This is a genomic window from Paenibacillus sp. GCM10027626 (assembly GCF_042676285.1).
In the GTDB taxonomy this organism is placed as follows: domain Bacteria; phylum Bacillota; class Bacilli; order Paenibacillales; family Paenibacillaceae; genus Paenibacillus_Z.
Map to the genome: position 1 here is coordinate 69,228 of NZ_JBHTHC010000004.1, position 20,356 is coordinate 89,583.

Below are 20,356 nucleotides of genomic sequence, written 5' to 3' on the forward strand. Positions count from 1 at the left end.
TTCCGTTTCCTCCTCTCATTGCTCATGCGGATAGACGACGACTTTCAAGCTCTCGCTCTTATTGTTCAGTGCCCGTTCCATTGCTTCCTGAGTCTGGCCCAGCGAATATCGGTCGGTGATCAGCGAACGGATATCGCAAATGCCGGACGCCAAAATTTCGATTCCCGCAGCGTAAGTGTCTGTGTAGCGGAATACGCCATAAATATCGACCTCATGATCGCTTATAAAATGAATATTTAACGGGACTTCCGCTTGTACGGGCAGACCGACGACCGCCAGCTTTCCTCCGCGCTTCAATGACAGAAGAGCCGACTGCAGCGCCAGCGGATTGCCCGCTGTCTCCCATGCGACGTCTACGCCGGAGCGGCCGTTCAGCGCTTTGATCGTTTCCACCGCGTCCTGGTCGCGGACGTTGATCGCGTGTGTCGCTCCCAGCTTCCTGGCAGCTTCCAGCCGGACAGGCTCCAGATCGGTAACATAGATCCGGCTTGCCCCATAAGCTTTGGCAGCTGCGACGGCAAGCAGCCCGACGGGCCCCATCCCCATAATCGCTACAGAGGAGCCGGGCTTCAGGTTCGTCCGGTTGGCAGCATGAATGCCGACGGAGAACGGTTCGACAAGTGCAGCCTCTTCATAAGATAAGGTGTCGGGAATAGGGAACAGCAAGTCCTCCCTTGCCTTGACATATTGGGCAAATGCTCCGTCGATTGGCGGCGTGGCGAAAAACTCGACCTCAGGACAAAGATTGTATTTGCCGGATTTGCAGGCGGAGCAGCGTCCACAGGTCGTCTGAGGCTCAATCGCCACGCGGTCGCCCGCCTTGACTCGGGTAACCCCGGGACCGACAGCAATAACTTCTCCTGCGCATTCATGACCGAGGATCATCGGATATTGCACGATCGCACTCCCAATTCTTCCATGCTCATAATAATGGACATCGGAACCGCATACTCCGACCGCCATCACCTTTATGAGCGCCTCATGCTCGCCGGGCTCGGGAACCGGCAGTTCTGTTGTTACAATTGTACGCGGTTCTGTCATAATTGCTGCTTTCATCGTTGCAGGGATATTCATTATGATTGCTCTCCTTTTGTTGATTGCAGCTATGGCACGACATGAATCCTTCACGGATAACGTTTCGAGGCTATTATAACCCTGGGGACGGTGCATTAACTTTAGTGAAAAAAGTACACTATTTTTAGACACGCAGTATCCTTGTATGGCTAATGCTGTTGGCTTACCGCAGGCAATCGTGTTATCCTATTTTTAGATTCGAGTACCTGGAGGATTGCTGATGATCAAGCGCAATATTAAGAATAAGCTGTTTTTCGTCTTTCTCGGCATCTCAATCATCCCTATTTTTATCGTGACCTTAATTTCATATAATGCTTATACTAGTCTCGTTGCCAAGCAGGTTTCACTCGTCTCAACCAATACGATTGACAATACGGTCGAACGGATCGACCACATTTTCCAAAACATTGACCGCATCACCTTGACCTTTCAGCAGTTTTCCACCAGACCGGGTGCTGTAACTGTATCTCAGGAATTAAACAAGCTGGTCAATAATCCGAATGCTGACCAATACGACTTGTTCATGGCTCGTTCCAATATGCTGTTTTTTTTCAATAATCTTATTCTTGGCAACCCTTACTTGAATGGCATCTACATCTTCTTGCCGGACGGCAAATCGATCAGCTATGGAATCGGCACCGATCTGGTCATCGATTATGAGCCCTTGCAGGACGATTGGTACGTGCGAACGCTGGAAAAAGGGGGCGGACTGTATATAAGCGACGCGGATAAGAAGGATTTTTTATTGAACGGAGAGCCTTCTATTACTTTTTCGCGGGCACTGTATGATGTGGATACCCGTCAGCTTCTCGGCGTGTTGATGCTCGATAGCGGGCTGGATATTTTCAAAGGAATAGATAAAGATATCGTTCCCAATATTACGAACATGTTTCTTGTGAACGGCGACGGCAAAATCTTATACGATAACTACAAGGCAAGGATCGGAGAGCAGCTTCCCGAGCCGCTCGCGGAAAGATTGGCCGGCTTCGACGGCAAGACGGCGGAGAAAAACAGTGACGGTACATTGACCGTCATCAGGTCATTCCCGGACAATGACTGGAAGATTGTCGCTTCAATCACCTTATCCGAATTATATAAGCAGTACGGTGTCTCGAAGCGCCTGCTGATTTATATTGGGGCTACATGTACAGTGATCTTTGTTCTGCTTTCCGTGCTGCTGTCGAGCTTGATTACGAAGCCGATTATCGACCTCAGCAAGACGATGAGAAAGAGCAAGTTTCTGAATCTCGTTTCGGCGAAAAAGCATCTGGAAAGGTCAGACGAGATAGGTGCGCTCTACTCGATGTACAACAAGATGATCCAGGATATTAACAGCTACATTAAGGACAGCTACCAGAACAAGCTAATAACGCTCGACTCCCAAATGAAAGCTTTGGAGGCGCAGGTCAATTCTCACTTTTTATACAATACGCTTGAATCGATCAACAGCATTGCCGAGATCGAGGAAGTCGAGAGCATCGTCGTCATGACGAAAGCGCTGGGGGACATGTTCCGTTATAGTATTAAGACGGAAAGTGAGCTGGTAGCGATCGAGGATGAGCTCGCGCATGTTAACAACTATTTGACGATCCAGAAGATCCGCTATGAGGAAAAAATCGATTTTCGCTTTGAAATCGAAGAAGGAGTGTCATCCTATCGCGTATTGAAGCTCATTTTGCAGCCGATCATTGAGAATGCGTTGTATCATGGGCTGGAAGGCACGAATAACAAGGGAACCGTCACTGTCAAAGTGTACCGAAGCAACGAACAGATCCTATTCGAAATCGCGGATGATGGCATTGGAATGGCCCCCGAGCAGCTTCAGGAGCTGCAGACGCTATTAGATGCGCCTCCTGCGTTCAGCGAATTGGGACGGCGGGATAAGCAAAGTATAGGGCTCAAAAATGTTCATTCGCGAATCTCACTTTACTACGGCTCTGAGTATGGCTTGACGCTTGAGAGCGAACAAGGCAAGGGAACGAAGGTTTTTGTCAACGTTCCCATTCTGAATTGAGGTGTTTCGGATGTATAACTATATCATCGTGGACGACGAGGCGCTGATCCGGCGCGGGACGCTTAAAAAAATCCGTGCGGCCAAGTTGGATGGCCGGCTGAACTTTGCCGGAGAAGCGAATAATGGCGAGAATGCGCTTGCTTTAATAAACGCAGTCAGCCCGGACATTATCATTACCGATATGCGAATGCCGGAGATGGACGGCAAGCTGCTCTTGCAGACTTTGCAGCAGGACTTCCCTGACAAAAAGGTGATCGTCGTCAGCGGATATTCCGATTTCGAGTATATGAAGGAAGCGATTTCTGCCAAAGTAGTCAGCTACCTGCTGAAGCCATTTAGCCGCGCAGAAATTCGAGATGCGCTTGTCAAAGCGATCACACTGCTGGATTCGGAGCGTTCAGTTCAGAAGCAGCTTGAGCATCGGGAGATAGAGAGACAGGAAATCAGCTATGATGCTGATTTGCAGCTATTAAGCCACCTCATTATAGGGCTTCACCGCAAAGAGAAGGAGCCGGGCTTCCGCTCAAGCAAGCTGCTGGCGCTTGCTCAAGCGAAGCGGTATGTACTGCTGACTGTCTATTCCTTGAACGGGTCCGACCCATCCAATCTGGACTCGTTCATTGAAGAGCCGAATGCTGCATGCGTCTATGTACCGCATACCCAGCACGATCATCTCTCTTTCTATCTGTTCTATGACGGGCATGGCGATCAGGGGCTGCGAGCTTCAGCTATAACGGCCGCCGCACAGATCGCGGCAAAGGCGAGCGGCAATCTGAAGCTGGGGATTAGCAGCGAGAAAGGCGCCTTGAGCGAACTGTTCCGCAGCTATGAGGAAACGATGGAAGCGCTCAACAGCATTCGCATCGATGAAAATGGAACAGTCGTTGCCAGCCATGGGGACGACTCTGAATATTCTGCGTCCGCAGTGCGAACTTGGGACCGGACGGATGAACTGCTGTTTTTTATCGAATCGGGCAATGTGGCCAAGACGGCCGAGTTGACGGAAATGATGTTTGCTTATTACTCGGAAATTTCGGATATGAGGCTGGCTGAAGTGAAGAATGAGTGCCGGCTGCTCGTCCAGGAAGTTCGTACGATCCTGAACCGCAACTTTCAGATCGACGGAAATCAATCGCCGTCCTCCAGCTTTGAAGCGGTTTTGTCCGGATTTTACGATCTGGAGGCGATCAAGGCTCATCTACAGACCATTCTGCCGAGCATTGCCGAGATGATGCTTGAACAGCATGTATATTCATCGGAGCATATCATTGACAATATTAAAGCGTACATTCGCAACAACTTCAACAAGACGCTGACACTGGAGAAAATCTCCTCTTTATTTTTTCTGAATCCAAGCTACTGCAGCTTTCTGTTCAAAGAGAAGACTGGGATTAATTATATCGATTATGTGAACCAGGTCCGGATCGACAACGCCAAGGCCATGCTCGAAAATTCCGATGATAAAGTGTACAAAATTGCGAAAGCGCTCGGGTATGACAACACCAAGTACTTTTTTCGCGTGTTTAAGAAGCTGACAGGCTTGACGCCTGAGGAGTATCGAACACAGAAAAACCGTTCCTCGTGAAAGCAGAAGCCTGGCTTCTCTTTCCCGAAGAACGGTTTTTTGGCGTCTCTCCCATTGCCGATCCTTAACTTAGCCTTTGACTGAACCCACCGTAAGACCGCCGATGAAGTATTTTTGCAGGAATGCGAACAGGAGAAGCAGCGGCAAAGCGCACAGAAAGCACGCCGCGAACAGGACATTCCAGGCGGTAGGGTTCGTCTGGTCTCCCATAAAGCCGAGCATTGCCAGTGGCAGCGGAGAGTCTGCAGCTTTGGAAATAAAGATCATGTTGAAAAAGTAATCGTTCCAGATCCATACACCTTGCGTAATGACAACCGAGACCGTGACCGGAAGCAGCAGAGGAAAGACAATCTGCCAAAACCGGCGCAAAAGACCTGCACCGTCAATCAGTGCTGACTCCTCGACCTCGATCGGAATGCTGCTCTTGATGAACCCGGTATAGAGGAAGGAAGAGAACGGAATACTGCAGGTGATAAACATAAGAATCGGTGTAAATTTTGAGCCTGGAATGTGAAGCTCTTGAATCGTCTGCACGATCGGGATAATGACCATTTGACTGGGTACGACCAGTCCGCACAGAAAAAACAAATACAAAGTTTTGCTGAGCCGATTGTTAAGTCGCGCGATCGGATATGCAGCCATCGAGGTGAACAACACGACGACGACAACGGAGATGACCGTCAGCAAGAGGCTGTTCCCGAGCGCTTGCATGAAGTGCATCTTCCCAAATGCAGCCCGATAGCTTTCCAGTGTAAATTCGCTAAACAGCTTCAGCGGATTCGTCATGTTGGAGACAGAACGAAACGAACTGGACAACGCAATGACTAAGGGCAGCAGATTGAGCAGCAGGACTGCTGAGATGCCGATATGTGTGAGCGTTTTTTTGGCAATGCCGTTCATGCCGACACCTCCCGTTTATTCAAGCGCAAGACGAAGAAGATTGTAATGACAATAATGACGGCGAATGATACGACTGCAAGCGCAGAAGCTTTACCGAATTGCTGTTCCCGGAAGGCCATGCGAAAAATTTCAAACAGCAGTGTACTGGTCGCCCTACCCGGTCCGCCGTTCGTCATGATGAATGAATAGTCGAATGCTTTTAAGCCGTTGATTAAGCTGAGTGTAACGTTAATCGTCATTGATGTGGCAAGGAGCGGCAGCCGGATAAAGCGGGTCACCTGCCAGGAGCTTGCTCCGTCTATACGGCCCGCTTCCTCAAGATCAACAGGAACCGTTTGCAGACCTGCTAGGAAAATAACGGTGCTCGTCCCGATATGCTTCCAGACGTCTACTGCAGTGATCGCATAAAGCGCAGAATCGTAGCTGCCGATCAAATTGAGATTTGCCCCGTCAAGTCCGAACCAGCTCAGTACGGTGGCAATTAAGCCGCTGTCCGGCATATAGACATAGCTCCAAATAAAACCGACGACGATTGCGCTAAATAAGGTTGGAATGTAAGCAGCTGTACGATAAAGGCCAGTGGCTCTTATTTTCATATTTAAGAGGAATGCCAGACCCAACGCGATCAAGTTGCTGAACACGACAAAAACAAACGTGTAAATTAACGTGTTGGATAAGGATGTGCCGGCTACGCCGTCCTTGAAAATGAACGAGAAATTATCGAAACCGACATAATTAAAATTTTGCACATACCCGTTGTAATCGGAGAAGCTGTATTGGAACAGCTTGAAGATCGGATAGATCCAGAAGACAAGATACATCGTTAGTGCGGGCAGAACGAACCAGTACATCGTTTTTTTCATAACCGCTGAATTCATGCTGAAAATTCCTTTCCGAATGGAATGAGAAGGGGACAGGTTCAGTCCCCTTCAATTCTCTTGGCGGAGTTGGCCTAACTTATTCCTTCCAAAGCTCATCAAACTTGGCTTGCATCGCGCTCGTTACTTCCTCCGGCGTAGTATTGCGTCCGCCAATAATCTCGCCAAATTTCACTTGCAGTGTATCGGCAACGCCGTTCGGCCACATTTGGTTGGCGAAGTAGATCGAATTGCCGCTGGATTGATAGAGCTCGTAAGCATCCTTGTACAATTCGTTGTTAAGCGGAACTCCGTTGAACGCACTAATGGAAGGATTTAGCTTGACCCACTCTGCAAACAGATCGGAGCTGTTATCGAACCAATAGTTTAGCACTTGCTTCACTTCATCCAGATGCTTTGATTTCGCATTAACACCCCAGCCTGCTGCTGTCGAAACGGCTTGCCATACCGGCTCACCTTGCTCATTGCCCGGGAGCGGGAAAAAGCCGCGTTCAAAATCTGCCGCACCTTTGGCCGTCAGCGTCGGGTAGTCCCATGTGCCGTCAAATACCATGGCCGCCTTGCCGTCAATGAACATCTGGGTTGCTTGCGGTCCGCCCAGTCCGAGCGTATTTTTGGCGATATAGCCTTTGTCATAAAGCTCTTTGTACATCGAGAGAGCTTTTACCCAGGTTTCATCCGTAAGCTTCTTCTCGCCGGCTTGCAGCTTAAGGTCGAAATCTTTATCTGCAGCATACACCGTGTTCGCTGCTAATTGGTATGAGCCAAATTGAATCCACCAAGGATCTTTGTCTCCCATGACGATCGGCGTGACACCGGAATCGAGCAGCTTTTGACAAGCGTCAAGGAACGACGGCCAGTCCTTTGGCACATCTGCGATGCCTGCTTTTGCGAACAGATCTTTGTTGTAATAAGTGCCGAGCATATCAATGCCCTTGGTAATGCCGTATACTTTGCCGTCATAAGACATGTCCTCGCGGGCGCCGTCACTGATGTTGCTCATAAAAGTCAAATCTGACAAATCGGCCAAGTAGCCGCCTTTTGACAAATCGATGATGCTGGCCGCATTCCCCATTCTAGGCCACACGCGGAAAATATCAGGCGCTTCCCCTGCTGCCAGCTTTGTTTTAATAGAAGTATGGTACTGATCATCCGGAAGCTTCTGCACTTCCAGCTTAATATTCGGAAACTTGGCATTGACCAGCTTCGGCAGTACATCTAATTCAAAGTCTTGGCCGTCTGCCGCCTTGTTGCCGGAAACAATCATCGTTAATGTAACGGAATCCCCGTTTTTACTGCCTTCGTTGTCATCGGAACTGCCGCAGCCGCTTAATAGCATTACACTTGTTGCAAGCGCTGTTGCACTTGCGATTACTGTTTTCTTCGTAAACATTGCACTCATTCCCCCTATTCTTGTTGTGCGATTTATATCGTTTGTTAAGCTATGTTTATGTTACCCCCTATGCCGGTGTATTAACTTTAGTACTTATAGTGCACAATTTTTAGAAAAGTGTCCATAGGTAAACTCGCTTTTCCTTTGGATTTCAATGTCCAACATCAATTCACTCATCCTTGTAAAATTCAGTTGGCTGTGCTACATTAGAAATATGTTGGTCAACCAACCAAATTAGAGGGGGTGAATGCAGCGAAGAATGGCCAAACCAAAACGCGAACAGATTATTGACGCAGCTTACAAAGTGATGTCTGCCAAAGGGTATGAAAAAGCCTCAATCAAAGACATTGCCCAGGAGGCGGGAATAGCGCCCGGACTGGTTCACTATTATTTCCGCAACAAGGAAGAAATCCTTACGGAATTGTTAATGTCGGCGTCCAAACAATACACAACCGCTATGCAAACCCTTCAATCCAGTGTCCCTCCCGCCGAGATCGCCAAAGCAGCCTTAAATGAACCGAAGGAACGGGTAGAACAGCAACCCGAGTGGTACATGCTCAGATATGAATTGTTTGCATTAGGATTGCGTGACCCGAATATTTCGCCAGGAGTTAATGACCTGTTAGAAAATGCCCGCAACGGTATTTCCGATATTCTGCAAAAGATTTTTGGCAGTTCCCAGGAAGAAACGGCTTCGATTGCTGCGATCTTGGTTGCTTGCTTCGATGGGCTTGCGCTGCAAAAGCTGCTGAACCCCGAATTCGACTTGGAGCGTGCCTACTCGCAACTGGAGAAAATGGCAAGTTCTTTGAAATATACTCCCTAACAAGGAGTTATTTCTTTGAAATGTACTGGTTGGTCATACAACCAAATCAGAGGAGATGATTATCAATTTGTTTAACCTCATTTTACTGTCTATTGAAAACCTCGCGTTAGCACTCATCGTTGGCGGCGGTGTCATAATGGCTGCAGGCGTTCGTCCGCTTTTGCTGGAAAAATTGTCGCAGCGTTCAGATCCGAATCTCGTTGCTGCAATCGAGGGGATTTCCATCAGCTCATGGAACAAATACAACCGTTTTGCCTTTTTTGCAACACTTTTAATCGTTGCTGTAGATTTGATCCGGCTAGGCAGCGGCTTCTCTTTTGCCTATTGGCACATTGGTTTAGCAATATTGATGGTTATAGCGCTGATTAGAAAATTCGCCATCGATAAACAAATGAAAGATCGTCTTAACGTTGACGCAGCCGCCGCAGTAGGAAGCAAAGAACAGAATGCCGGTCATCGTCAGGTCGAGTTTTTGTCCAAAATGATTCTGATTTTTGCACTGCTGTTAATTATTTTGCCTAAATAACGTGAGAATTCTGCTGAGCCTGTGCGGCTTCAATATACTTATCCGGCCCTTAAAGCGGCTCGGGAGGGATGCCCCATGTGGCCATGTGGCGGCACCCTTCTCCTTTTGAGCCCGAGTTGGCTGGCAATGATGTCAGCGACATGCCAGTTCTTCCGTTACTTCCGCTTGCCGCGTCTAGGGATGCTGCGGATATTTCCCTTTTATATATTGGTACGTACGATCGTATACTTCCCGCCCAGCCGCCGTTTCGGACTGTGCCGCCTTGAGCAGCGTCTTGACCTGCTGATAGAAGGCGTTAAGCGATTTTTTCATAAACTTGTATTCCCTGCCCGCATCGAGATACGCATAGTAGCGTTCCCGCAGCTTCTCGTCTGTCAGCACCGTGTCGCTAAGTTCGATCTCCACGCCCATTCCGTTATTAAAGGCAGCCTGCGCGATGGTGTCCAGCCGATCGACGCCTGCATTGGCATGGAAGAAATAATTTGGCTGCATCAGTGCGCTGTCAAACCCATTGGCCTGCCAATCGTTCCAGCCACGGGCGAAATAATACGGAATCCATTGAAACGTCGCGCCTTTGGAGCGGACATAATCGCCCGTTTGCTTGACCAGTTCGTGGTCGAGCTCGCTTAACTGATGCGCGATATATTCGTTGTACCAGTAAAAGGATACCAGCTCGAGGTCGCTGTACGCCTTTGCATTCCACCGTTTATAGACTTCGTCGACGAACCACTTCGTTACTTTCAGCCGGTTTTCCAGCGCTGCCGCTTCCCCAACTTCGCTAACGTTCAAGTTTTCGCTGATGCCGTCGCCGTCCACATCTCCGAAGTCGCTTTGATCCGTGCGCGGATACGGGATCGCGATAACGACTTTCGCCTCGTATTTCTTCCCCGGCATGTCCGCCTTCGCTTCTTTCACCGCTTCGTTCAGCGCGCCCAACTCATAATCGTCGCGAAACAGGCGGTCAAGGAACTGCTCAAAATGCGCCTTGCTAGTCGGTTTGCCGGTTGTCGGACCGTAATTGGCTCCGTCCATTAGAGGTGCATACGGCAGGAAGAGGAAGCCATCGAACATGAAGTCCTTGCGCTTCATATTGGTGTCCACATAAGATACGTAAGGCTTAAAATCCTCCTTGCTGAAAGAAATCCAGTCGCTTGGCTGGTACTGCCATTCCCCGGTATAGATAAGTACTTCGTTCTGGATGCCTCCCGTCTGCTCGGAGCCCGGGCGCGGATAACCCTGATTTGGTTTCGGTTCTGCAGAAGCTTTCAGCTTCCGGCCGGACTGGTCACGCGTACCCATAACCTCGATCTCGTCGAGGAACAGCCAGCTCTCTACCGGAATCGTCACTTTGACGTAACGGGCGACGGCATTCACCCCGGTCCTGGCAATCGTTTGCTTTACCGGACCTTTTTCCGTCGTGGGCCGTCCGCTTTTTACTTGGCCCAGATCCTCCCACGTTTTGCCGTTCGCCGAGAGCGAATACGAGATTTCTTCCGGAAAATAGATGCCGTTCGCTATATCTTGCAGCGTGCTGACACGGATGTCCTGAATCGTCGCGAGCTCGCCAAGATCGAGCTTGAAGGTGCGATAACCCTGCCACAGTCTGCCCACATATGCCTTGTCCGAGAACGTCATCCCGCCGAAAATTCCGTCCGTCAACTGCTTGCCGGTGTCATCCGGATAAGCGTCTTCTGTCGGTCCGAAATGCGAATCGCGCGGGTATGGGCTTTCAAACGTATACGGCAGATTCAGCGCCAGATTGACGAGCGGTGCCGATGAGGTCGCTGTCGTAAGATCCGGAGCAGCCGACGCAGTCGGCAAGAGCAGTGTTCCAGCCAGTATCAGAGATAAAAAAGCTGACAAAATATTGGATCGTGATTTCATTTGCTTCCCTCCTGTTAATAAACGTTTGACGAAAACGGTTTCAACGACAGGCGCAATTAATTGTGCTGCAGGATGACCGTATTGGTCCCTGTCTTGGGCGTCAGATTAGCACCGCCGTAAACTGCTTCCTAGCGAGCCATTCTATAAAGGCAAAAAAGAAAACCCCTCCCTTATGCTGTCTTCAAAAAATACTATACAACATTCGAGAGGAGATTTCCTCCTTTTTTATTTAATTTTATGAATTTATTTTTCAATAAAGCTTTCCGACAACCGATTTGGTTGTTTTCTCAATCGCCTGAAACGTCTCTTCTTTCCGCCGCAGCGCAACGATGGTCGATAAAATATCCAAAACGTGAATCTGCGCCAGTTTGGAAGCGAACGCGCCTCCTTGCAGCGGTGTTTCTTTGGAAGAAGCGAGCAGCACGGCATCGGCGTATTGGGTAATCGGCGAGCGGGCATGGTTCGTCAGGCAGACGATCGTCGCCCCATTCGCATCGGCAAGCTGGATGGCATCGACCAAATCTTTGGTGCTCCCAGAGGTCGAAATGCCGAACACCACATCTTCCGGCCCTGTTAAAGCGCAATTCATAGCGATGACATGGGAATCGCTGGCGCAGAAGGTTTGAAAGCCAAGGCGCATGAAGCGGTAATGCGCATCCATCGCCGTCACGCCGGAAGAGGCAACGCCGAAGAAAAAAATCCGCTTTTTGGATAGCAGCGCGTCGACTGCCTTTTGCAATTCCTTCCTCTGCAGCAGACTCAAGGTGTCTTTCAGCGCCTGGCTGTTGCTGGAGGTCATCTTTTGGGCGATGTCTTCAATCTTGTCGTTCTCGTCAATCTTCCCGTGTACGTTTTCGTTCGGGCTGACGAGATCCTGAGCGACGGCAAGCTTGAACTCCTGAAACCCGCGAAATCCGAGCTTGCGGCAAAATCTCAGCACGGTTGTCTCTCCGGTCGCCGCCATCTCGGCCAGATCGGTAACGGAGCTGTACACGACTTTTTCTTTGTTATGCAGCACTAAATCGGCTACTTTTTTCTCCGTTTTGGTCAGCGAATTGTAATGGCTTTCGATCCATAGCAGCGTCTTTGCGCCCGTCGACTGATTGTTCATATGCAGCCACCTCATAAAAATAATTTCGTAAAACTGCTCGCTGGCCGGAAGCTTCTTTAGAAGGCGATAGACAGCAATTCCGTCAGATCGTCCGCGCGGTAAACCGCAGTCAATCCGTCGAGCCGCTCGGCCTGCGTTCCATCGTACCGGCGCGCATCGGCCTGCTCGGTATGCAGAAAGCGGATCGTCAATTCGTACGGTCCGGCGAGCTGCAGCGGCTTCACGCTCTTTGCATTCCCGACTGCGCGGCGCACCGCTTCCTGCAGCTCGCTGCGCACCCGCTGCGGCGGCTTAAGCAGCGCAGCATGGCGGCCAAGCGCTGTCTTCGTCGCATATGCGGCCACTTCGGGCAGCTCGCTTGCCGCTTCCATGCATGTCTTGTCATCGCCGGAGACGAGCAGCACCGGAACGCCCCGCTGCCCGATCAGGAGCGCGTCCAGGCCGATCTCGCCGATCGGGCGCCCGTTCAGGCGCAAGGACTGCCAGCCTTGGGAGGTCATCGTATGATCCCGTACGGCCAGAGCCGTTCCTCCCATCGCGTGATAGCCGATCAGGAGCGCGCCGGCGAAGCTGTCGTCGAGGCCGGGGAAGCGGTTTTCGACCCGCGTAGCGCCCATCACATATTCGGCTTTCGGATGCAGCAGCTCGGGAATAAAATTGAAACCGCTCCCGTGAGCATCCTTGACGACGATGTGCGTTGCGCCGGCTGCCAGCAGCGCCTCCGTAACAGCGTTCGTTTCCAGCGTCAGCAGCCGCCGGGCTTCCTCGTACAGCAATTCACCTCTTATCAGTTGTTCCCTTAGCGTCACACCCCCAATCCCTTCCATATCGCAGCTAACGTATATTTTCATGCGGTGCTCCTCCTTTTCCTGTATCTGACTGGCATTATTATACTATAAGCGCCTAGAGGAAATCTTCTTTTTTTATCACGGATACGGAATAATCCTCCAAAAACAGTTTGCCAGCAGCTACCCCTTCTTATATAATGGAGATGTTCTCCGGAATACTTTATTTTTTTGGAGTTTAAATTCAATCCAACGACAACGGAAGGTGACCTATGAACGCGCATGAAACGGATCGGCTCGAGACCGAAACGCGTAACCCTTGGGCTCCCGAACTGGATCTAATGCAAACGGCGGAATTGGTCCGCTATATGAATGAAGCCGATCGATCGGTTCCCCTTTGTGTCGGAGAAGCCTTGGAGGATGTCGCCGTCGCGGCAGACGTCATCGTCAACGCCATTCGCCGCGGCGGACGGCTGTTCTACGTTGGCGCAGGAACGAGCGGCCTGCTCGGGATGCTCGATGCGTACGAATGCCCGCCTACTTTCGGCACCCCGCCGGAGCTGGTTCAAGCGATCATGCCCGGAGGCGGCAGTCTCGCGGAGGCCGATGAGAGCGGCGAGGACAATGCCGTTGCCGGCGCAGAAGACTTGCGAGCCCGCGGGCTCACTCCGCAGGATGTCGTTGTTGGCATTGCCGCCAGCGGCCGGACACCTTACGTCGTTGGCGCGCTGCACTGTGCCCGCCAGGTCGGAGCGGCCACAGTCGCGGTCAGCTGCGTGCGCGGCTCAGCCATCGGCGCGATCGCCGAAACCGCGATCGAAGTGCCGGTAGGACCAGAGGTGGTGACAGGCTCCACCCGACTCAAGGCAGGTACGGCCCAGAAGCTGGTGCTGAACATGCTGAGCACTGTCACCATGACCCGGCTCGGCAAGGTGTATGGCACCCTGATGGTCGACATGAGACCGACAAACAGCAAGCTGCTTCGCCGAGCGAAGCGCATCGTCGAGATGGCGACAGGCGCTTCGCCGGAAGAGGCCGACCGCGCGATGCAGCAGACCGGGGGCGAAGTGAAGCCGGCCATCGTAATGCTGCTTGGCTCCGTCGGAGACGCCGGCCGGGCGAGCGAGCTGCTCCGCCTGGCGGACGGCAATGTGCGGGCTGCACTGCGGCTCGCACAAGCGGCGGAGTGATCGGGTAGAGTGATCCGCTTGCTGGCGGGAACGGCGCGTTAAAAATTTTAAGAGAAACGAGGAACGGCGATGAAACCGATAACAGGCACGTGGTTCGATTTTTATCATTGCAATCCATACGAGGGTGACACCTGGAATGCGGCGACGCAGCAGTTCACGGCCCGCGACTGGGAGCTGAAGCTGACGGAAATGGCGGAGGCCGGCATGGACACCTTCGTGCTGCTCAGCGTGGCGCTGCACGGCAAAGCATTCTATCCATCGGAAGTGATGCCCCTGCGTTGGGACACAGTATGTCCCGATCCGCTCGAAGCCGTACTAGCCGCTGGAGACAAGCTGAACGTCTCGTTATACCTTGGACTCGGGTTCTTTACCACGCCAATCATGGGCCAGCTGTCCATCGACGGCGACTATTCCCGTCTGCGCATCGACATCGCGAAAGAATTGTCGGAGAAATACGGGCATCATCCCTCCTTTGCGGGCTGGTACTTTCCCGTGGAAGCGGCGATTCGCGAATATTTTCCGGACAAATATATTACTTATGTGAACGATCTGGCCGATTGGTGCCGCAGGTCCGGCCCGGATAAGGTGCTGATCGCCCCGTACGGAACCCGCACCGTGCGTGCCGATGACCGCTTCACGGCGCAGCTTCGCTCGCTGGAGGTCGATTTTATCGCTTATCAGGACGAAATTGGCGTAGGCCGGACGACCCGCGAGGAAGCAACGCGCACGTTCTCCGCCCTCCGGGAAGCGCATGACCGCGCCGGCAAGCCGTTGTGGGCGGACGTGGAGCTGTTCCGGTTTCAAGGAAAGGTGCTCATGCCCCCTGACTTCGAACGGATCGAAGGCCAACTGCAGGCCGTCTCGCCTTTGGTGGACAAAGTGCTCGGCTATCAATATCTCGGCATGATGAACAAGCCGGGAAGCCCCGTCCATGCGGGACATGAATCATCCGTCCGCCTGTACGAAGACTATATGGCGTTTCTGGATCGCAACGGCCTGCGTCCGGGGCGATGAGCCCGCTAACAGGGGCAACTAACTATCCTGAAAATTGCCCGGTTTGGTTTGGTGCCATCTTCATTCCTCTGATGGCACTGCGAGAGCGGCATAGGCGTCTAACTGGATTTTATGCAGTTAGATTCGAGCGAATTGTAGAAAGGGATTAAACTAGCTGCAAAAATGGCATTTAGACTGGGTGATCGCTACCCTTATATCGCCCTTTTTGCCCTAACTAGAGAGAGATTTTCTTCTTAGTTTTTCGTTTTTCTCCCTAAAGCAGCAAATTAGCTGCACAAATGTATTTAGTTTGTCCCTCGCGGAGCGGATGGGAGCAGGGTGCGGGGGTGGGGACGGGGCGCCGCCAGTAAAGCAGCGCCTGACGGCTTCCTTGGCGCGAAACAAGTTCCTTCCCCTGAAACGTTATCGCATGCATCGCCGAAGGTCACGGGTTTGAGCCCCGAAGGAGGCAAGCTGCAAAGCGATTTCATCTAAGGGAACCCACAGACGTTATTTCGTCAATAACCTTCCTTTTTGAAATCTAACGGATGAGAGCGCTCTTAATTGGACGTTTTCCGGCAAAATCGTGCTCATGATCAGCTAATAACGGCGCACAGTTCCGTTACAATTTCAGATCGGCCGAATTTTCGAAAATAGCGGCTGTGACTTCCGTTAGCGTTCGTTCATGCGCCAGGCCGCTGTCAAACTCCGCGGCCGCCATAAAGCCTCCCCCGAACGGACCGTGGGAGGCTATCTATTCATTGTGGACATCTGTCGAAGTGGGCCGTGGCGCACCGTGGTTCCGTTATCTATAAACAAAATAGCTGAAACGGCTGGCTCGCGGACCGGCTCAATTATCAAGAAAAAGAGCCTCTTTGCGTCCGGTAAGGACGAAAGAGGCTCTTTTCTTCTATTTTGCTTGCCTTGCACGAGAGCACGTACCGCTTGAGAGCTACACCTGACCGATCGACGGCCAGGCCAGTTCCACGCCGCGCTGCGTCAGCGCCCGCTGGAAGTCGGCGAGCCTGGCGGGATCGCGGCGCACTTGGCGCGGGGAAACGCCCCGCTGCAAGCAATAGGCGGCCAAAGCCCCCGCGGACTCGCCGATGTTCCATTCCACCGGATGCAGCCGATAGCAGCCGTTCGTCAGGTGGGTAACGCCGATATTTTTGCAGGCGGGCAGCAAATTCTCCATCCGGATCGGGATTAGGCTGCCGAGCGGAATTTGAAACGGAAAGCTAGGGATATAGAAGCCTTCGCGGCCGCCGGTAGTCGGATGCAGATCGATCCGGTAGCAGCCGACGCCGATGCTGTCGCTGAACGCCTCGCTGCCGCCCGCGCCGCGAACCTCAGGGCTGATGTGCTGCTCCTTCACCGTAAATTCCGCCCGAATACGGCGGGATTCGCGAATATACGGCGCTTTGGCGAGACCGTCCGCGGTACCTGTCACATCGCCGCGCAGCCGCAGTCCGGGGTACCCGGTTCCGCCGTCCGGCCGGGGAGCGTCGGTCTGCAGCCAGTACAGCAAGCTCAGACTTAACTGTCTGGCCCCTTCCAAATGCCGCTGCCGCTCCTCCTCCGTCACGTCATAGATGCTGCCGAGCCAATAGTCGTTTTGCGGCCAGTTGATGAGCGTTATATCGCTGTCGAAGGCTCCCGGAGCGAACTGCGTACGGTCCGCGATGCGCCGGTAGTTCCAGAGCGAGAAGGCCCCTGCTTCCGGGAACAGCGAGAAGCTTTTCACCGCCCCGTTCGTCTGCAGCGGCGTCCAGCTGAACATCCGGTCCCGTTGGAACGGAGCCTGGTAGCTGCGCCAGAAGTCGTAAACCTCAGGCTTCGCGATCGTATGATCCTCCCCTTCGCGGTAATCAAGCGCAAAGCACCATGTGATCGATTGAATGTCGTCAGGCTCCGCCTCGCCCTCGAGCGCATGCGGCTCCCCCGTATCCCGGCGGGATTCGGCGCCCGTGACATATTCGGTTCCGGTCAGCGGGAGCAAGTCGCCGCATTCCGTCGCATCAAGCACATAGTGCGCCGAGACGGTGATACGTTCTCCGGATTCCGCCCGCTCCAGCATAACCGCGCGAACCACGTCCCCGTCCGTATCTGCCGCAACGGGACGAACGTGCAGCAGCAGCGTAATTCGCCCGGCATGGATATAAGGGGCAAGCATATCTTCCAGCACGGACAAGGCGACTCGCGGGTCGCAGGACAGGCGGCTGACGATGGCATTGCCTGGATTAAACCGGTTGTCACGCATCGCATTTGCCGTCAGCGGATAGTTCGCCTTATAGTAGCCGCGGACGCGATTGCGGAACTCCCGGTACTTGGCTGTGCAGCCGAACTGCTCGATCCAGGGGTGCTCGTCTGCCGGTACAGCTTGGCTCGTGAACTGCCCGCCGATCCAATCCGTCTCCTCCGTAAGCACGACCCGCATTCCGGCTTCCGCCGCGGCCAGGGCGGCTGCGCAGCCGCCGACTCCGCCTCCGATGACGGCGATATCACAATCGTAATGCGAGGCGAACATCGCTTCGCTTCGCTTTTTAGTGCTCATTGCTCATCTCCCCTTCTGTCGAATCACCAATTTCGTAGAAGCCTCTGACGGCCGTCTCCATCACTATATCATATTAAGGAGGAATAATCCGCTGTACAATATAAAAGAAGAAGAAAAATTCCTGCGGACTTTCTTGACATCCCGCATTCCGAGAGACTACTCTTAAAGCATCTTAGACAAGCCCGGGGGGTGCACATCCATGTGGAGACAAATCCCATGGTTCCGCGATACATCATTCAAACGAAAATTGTTCATATACTCCCTCGTCATCAGCCTGCTGCCCGTCGTCCTGATCGGCAGCGTTCTTGCTCAAATGGCGGCCTCTGCCATCCAAAGCGAAGTGAACCAGAACCATCAGATCATCCTGCAGGAAATGCAGCGGCAGGTTGATTCGTTCTGGGCCGAGCTCGACAAAGCTTCCATTCAGCTCGCCAATCATAGCGCGCTGGAGAAAGCGGTGCAGGTTGGACCTTCAGGCAAATATTTGGATGAAATGCTCGAGCTGACCGATACGATACAGAAACAGCGAAGCATTTCCACATTTCCCTACGACGTATCTGTCGTCTTTCTTCATTTCGGAAAAGTCTATTCCAGCAAGCTTGGCTTCATTGATCTTGAAGAATTCCCGCTCCGGAACGCGATCGACCGGATTCCGTCGCATTTCCGCTCGGAAATCATTCCGCCGGATACTTATCCCGGACAACACGAGCTGCTTTATCTGAGGCCGGTGCCAATCTTCTCCGATACTCAGGGAAGCGGCATTCTTATGCTTCATATTCAGAAGGACAAGTTGGCTGACTTCGCCCAGCATGTTCCGCTCGGCACGAGCCGCAAGCTGTACGTTTCCGACGAGAAGGGCATCGCCTTGATCAGCCGGAAGCCCGAGGAAATCGGCACCCGTCCTTTGCTGATTTCCGGCGGGCTGCCCCGTTACGGCGCCGATGATGCGGCGGAGACGGAATTGGACGGCGAGACGTACAGTTTGACTGTCCGGCAATCGGAATATACGAGGTGGACTTACGCGGCCATGACGCCCAAAAAAGAACTGACGCGCCAGGCCAAGCGGATTCAAGTGACGACCTTCGGCATCGTACTGCTGCTTGCCGCATTCTGGGCGTTGATTGCCCGCTTCGGCTCCACGCGGATGTACGGTCCTGTGCAGCATCTGCTGAACCGGCTGCTGCCAGCGCGCAGCGAGGCCTCTCCCTCCTTCAAGAACGAGTGGCGCACGCTTGACGCTTACGTGACCGGAATGCTCCAGACAAACGAGCAGCTCCGTAAACAGCTTCACGAGCAATCGCCGTATTTGAAAGAGACAATCGTGCAGCAGCTTCTGCGGGGCGAGATCAACAGCAACGAGGCTGAACGGATTCGGCAAATGTTCGGTTTTCAGCTCCGGGGAAGCCGGTATGCGGTATGCCTGATCGACATCGACGATTATGCCGCATTTCAGCGGATGTATTCTGACAAAGACCGGCTGTTGATGATGTTCGCCCTGCGCAAATTCGCTGAGGAGATGTTCGAGGAGCAGTTCTCCTGCGTGTCCGGCATCTCCTTGCCTGGGCAGATCGCCATGATTGTAGGGCTTGAAAAGGGCGATCCCGCGTTGGAAAGTCTGCACCGTACCGCCCGTTCGTTTCTCGCAACCTCGTCGGAATACTTTCGGTTCACGGTCACGCTCGCCTGCTCCCATCCCGTACTTGCCTATCGGGATATTAACGATGGCTATCGGGAAGCGCGGGACGTGCTCGGCTACCGGCTGCTGCACGGACCGGGCAATCTGCTGCTGCCGCAGCAGATTCAGCCGGCAGAGAACCGGATTGCGAGCGATCTTCTCAAGCGGGAGAAACAGATCGTCTCCGCCGTTATGCAGGGCAAAACAGCTGAGGCCGCGGCGCTGCTCCGCGAATGGGCACGGGACATCCCGCCGTTTGTGCATCATTTCAATGCGGCGCTTGGACTGTTCGCCCACCTGATCGGGGAACTGGTTCTCTATATGCAGGAGCTGGAATTGGCCCCTTACGAGGTATTCGGTGAAGACCCCTACAAGCGGTTGTACGAGACAGCGACGATGAACGAAGCGGCGGAGTGGCTGGCGGATTCAATTTTCCCTGCAATTGGTGAACGTCTGGAGATGGCAAGTACCAGCAAGCAGCAGCGTCTGATTGGTGAAATCATCCGGTTTATCCACGGCCATTTCGATACCGATTTGTCGCTGCAGCAATTCGCCGACCAGTTCCGCATCTCCCCTTCCCAGCTCAGCCGGATGTTCAAGGACGAGACGGGTATGAACTTCATCGACTACCTTATCCGCTTTCGGATGGACAAGGCCAAGGAGTGGCTGGCGCATACCGGAATGCCGATCAAAGAAATCGCCGAAAAATTAAGCTACACCTCCGTTCAGAACTTTACGCGGGTATTCAAACAATACGAGCAGCTTCCGCCGGGCGAGTATCGCAAGCGATTTCGCGGCGAATGAAAGTCCGCTGCTCACTGCCAATATTTCTACTGACGTCGCTGCTTCGGAGCTTCCTCCTGAAGCCGGCGTTTTTTGCGCATTTTTCAAGCCGGCCGCGGCGCTTCGGGCGCTCGGGACGCGGCTTTTTTCTTTGTTTGCGGATCTTTATCTTTTCTTCCCTCCCT

General features: G+C 52.7%; 16 protein-coding genes. 8 read left to right on the forward strand and 8 right to left on the reverse strand.

The window, feature by feature from the left end:
• Window positions 1–15: 15 nt before the first annotated feature.
• Window positions 16–1,080: an NAD(P)-dependent alcohol dehydrogenase gene (locus ACFQ0N_RS10140; RefSeq protein ID WP_379326010.1), complete on the reverse strand. Its 1,065-nt coding sequence runs from the start codon at window positions 1,078–1,080 to the stop codon at window positions 16–18.
• A gap of 214 nt (window positions 1,081–1,294) precedes the next feature.
• Here ACFQ0N_RS10140 and ACFQ0N_RS10145 point away from each other — a divergent pair, with 214 nt between their 5' ends.
• Window positions 1,295–3,088 (forward strand): cache domain-containing sensor histidine kinase, encoded by a 1,794-nt coding sequence (locus ACFQ0N_RS10145; protein ID WP_379325494.1) that lies wholly within the window; start codon window positions 1,295–1,297, stop codon window positions 3,086–3,088.
• Window positions 3,089–3,098: 10 nt separating this feature from the next.
• Entirely contained in the window at window positions 3,099–4,673 is a 1,575-nt protein-coding gene (locus ACFQ0N_RS10150) for a response regulator transcription factor (RefSeq protein WP_379325496.1), read from the forward strand.
• A gap of 69 nt (window positions 4,674–4,742) precedes the next feature.
• On the opposite strand, the gene ACFQ0N_RS10155 is transcribed toward ACFQ0N_RS10150, so the two are convergent.
• The 3 genes from ACFQ0N_RS10155 to ACFQ0N_RS10165 all read right to left on the reverse strand — a co-directional run bounded on the left by ACFQ0N_RS10155 (window position 4,743) and on the right by ACFQ0N_RS10165 (window position 7,844).
• A complete protein-coding gene (locus ACFQ0N_RS10155) occupies window positions 4,743–5,573 on the reverse strand; it encodes a carbohydrate ABC transporter permease (protein WP_379325498.1) in 831 nt (276 codons plus the stop codon).
• Entirely contained in the window at window positions 5,570–6,451 is an 882-nt protein-coding gene (locus ACFQ0N_RS10160; protein ID WP_379325500.1) for a carbohydrate ABC transporter permease, read from the reverse strand. Before ACFQ0N_RS10160 ends, ACFQ0N_RS10155 begins: the two co-directional genes overlap by 4 nt.
• A 79-nt stretch (window positions 6,452–6,530) precedes the next feature.
• Window positions 6,531–7,844: an ABC transporter substrate-binding protein gene (locus tag ACFQ0N_RS10165; RefSeq protein ID WP_379325502.1), complete on the reverse strand. Its 1,314-nt coding sequence runs from the start codon at window positions 7,842–7,844 to the stop codon at window positions 6,531–6,533.
• A gap of 259 nt (window positions 7,845–8,103) precedes the next feature.
• Here ACFQ0N_RS10165 and ACFQ0N_RS10170 point away from each other — a divergent pair, with 259 nt between their 5' ends.
• Together ACFQ0N_RS10170 and ACFQ0N_RS10175 are read left to right on the forward strand one after the other, a co-directional pair.
• The gene (locus tag ACFQ0N_RS10170) at window positions 8,104–8,670 is read left to right on the forward strand and encodes a TetR/AcrR family transcriptional regulator (protein ID WP_379325505.1); all 567 of its coding nucleotides are present in this window, start codon (window positions 8,104–8,106) and stop codon (window positions 8,668–8,670) included.
• Window positions 8,671–8,737: 67 nt separating this feature from the next.
• On the forward strand, window positions 8,738–9,196 hold the full coding sequence (locus ACFQ0N_RS10175) for a hypothetical protein (protein WP_379325507.1): 459 nt from the start codon (window positions 8,738–8,740) through the stop codon (window positions 9,194–9,196).
• A gap of 174 nt (window positions 9,197–9,370) precedes the next feature.
• On the opposite strand, the gene ACFQ0N_RS10180 is transcribed toward ACFQ0N_RS10175, so the two are convergent.
• From ACFQ0N_RS10180 to ACFQ0N_RS10190, 3 genes are all read right to left on the reverse strand, one after another.
• Window positions 9,371–11,080: a DUF4855 domain-containing protein gene (locus tag ACFQ0N_RS10180; RefSeq protein ID WP_379325509.1), complete on the reverse strand. Its 1,710-nt coding sequence runs from the start codon at window positions 11,078–11,080 to the stop codon at window positions 9,371–9,373.
• 250 nt (window positions 11,081–11,330) lie between these two features.
• Window positions 11,331–12,191, reverse strand: coding sequence for a MurR/RpiR family transcriptional regulator (locus tag ACFQ0N_RS10185; RefSeq protein WP_379325511.1), 861 nt, complete (start codon window positions 12,189–12,191; stop codon window positions 11,331–11,333).
• Between the two features lie 56 nt (window positions 12,192–12,247).
• Window positions 12,248–13,042 carry a M55 family metallopeptidase gene (locus tag ACFQ0N_RS10190; RefSeq protein ID WP_379325513.1) on the reverse strand — a complete coding sequence of 265 codons (795 nt, stop codon included), beginning with the start codon at window positions 13,040–13,042 and terminating at the stop codon, window positions 12,248–12,250.
• A gap of 206 nt (window positions 13,043–13,248) precedes the next feature.
• Here ACFQ0N_RS10190 and murQ point away from each other — a divergent pair, with 206 nt between their 5' ends.
• The 3 genes from murQ (at window position 13,249) to ACFQ0N_RS10205 (ending at window position 15,654) form a co-directional block, all read left to right on the forward strand.
• Window positions 13,249–14,166 carry an N-acetylmuramic acid 6-phosphate etherase gene (gene murQ / locus ACFQ0N_RS10195; RefSeq protein ID WP_379325515.1) on the forward strand — a complete coding sequence of 306 codons (918 nt, stop codon included), beginning with the start codon at window positions 13,249–13,251 and terminating at the stop codon, window positions 14,164–14,166.
• Window positions 14,167–14,235: 69 nt separating this feature from the next.
• The gene (locus ACFQ0N_RS10200) at window positions 14,236–15,180 is read left to right on the forward strand and encodes a DUF4434 domain-containing protein (protein WP_379325517.1); all 945 of its coding nucleotides are present in this window, start codon (window positions 14,236–14,238) and stop codon (window positions 15,178–15,180) included.
• A gap of 318 nt (window positions 15,181–15,498) precedes the next feature.
• Window positions 15,499–15,654 carry a hypothetical protein gene (locus ACFQ0N_RS10205; RefSeq protein ID WP_379325519.1) on the forward strand — a complete coding sequence of 52 codons (156 nt, stop codon included), beginning with the start codon at window positions 15,499–15,501 and terminating at the stop codon, window positions 15,652–15,654.
• Between the two features lie 457 nt (window positions 15,655–16,111).
• On the opposite strand, the gene ACFQ0N_RS10210 is transcribed toward ACFQ0N_RS10205, so the two are convergent.
• On the reverse strand, window positions 16,112–17,713 hold the full coding sequence (locus ACFQ0N_RS10210; protein WP_379325521.1) for an FAD-dependent oxidoreductase: 1,602 nt from the start codon (window positions 17,711–17,713) through the stop codon (window positions 16,112–16,114).
• 199 nt (window positions 17,714–17,912) lie between these two features.
• Here ACFQ0N_RS10210 and ACFQ0N_RS10215 point away from each other — a divergent pair, with 199 nt between their 5' ends.
• Window positions 17,913–20,192 (forward strand): helix-turn-helix domain-containing protein, encoded by a 2,280-nt coding sequence (locus tag ACFQ0N_RS10215; protein ID WP_379325523.1) that lies wholly within the window; start codon window positions 17,913–17,915, stop codon window positions 20,190–20,192.
• Window positions 20,193–20,356: the final 164 nt, after the last annotated feature.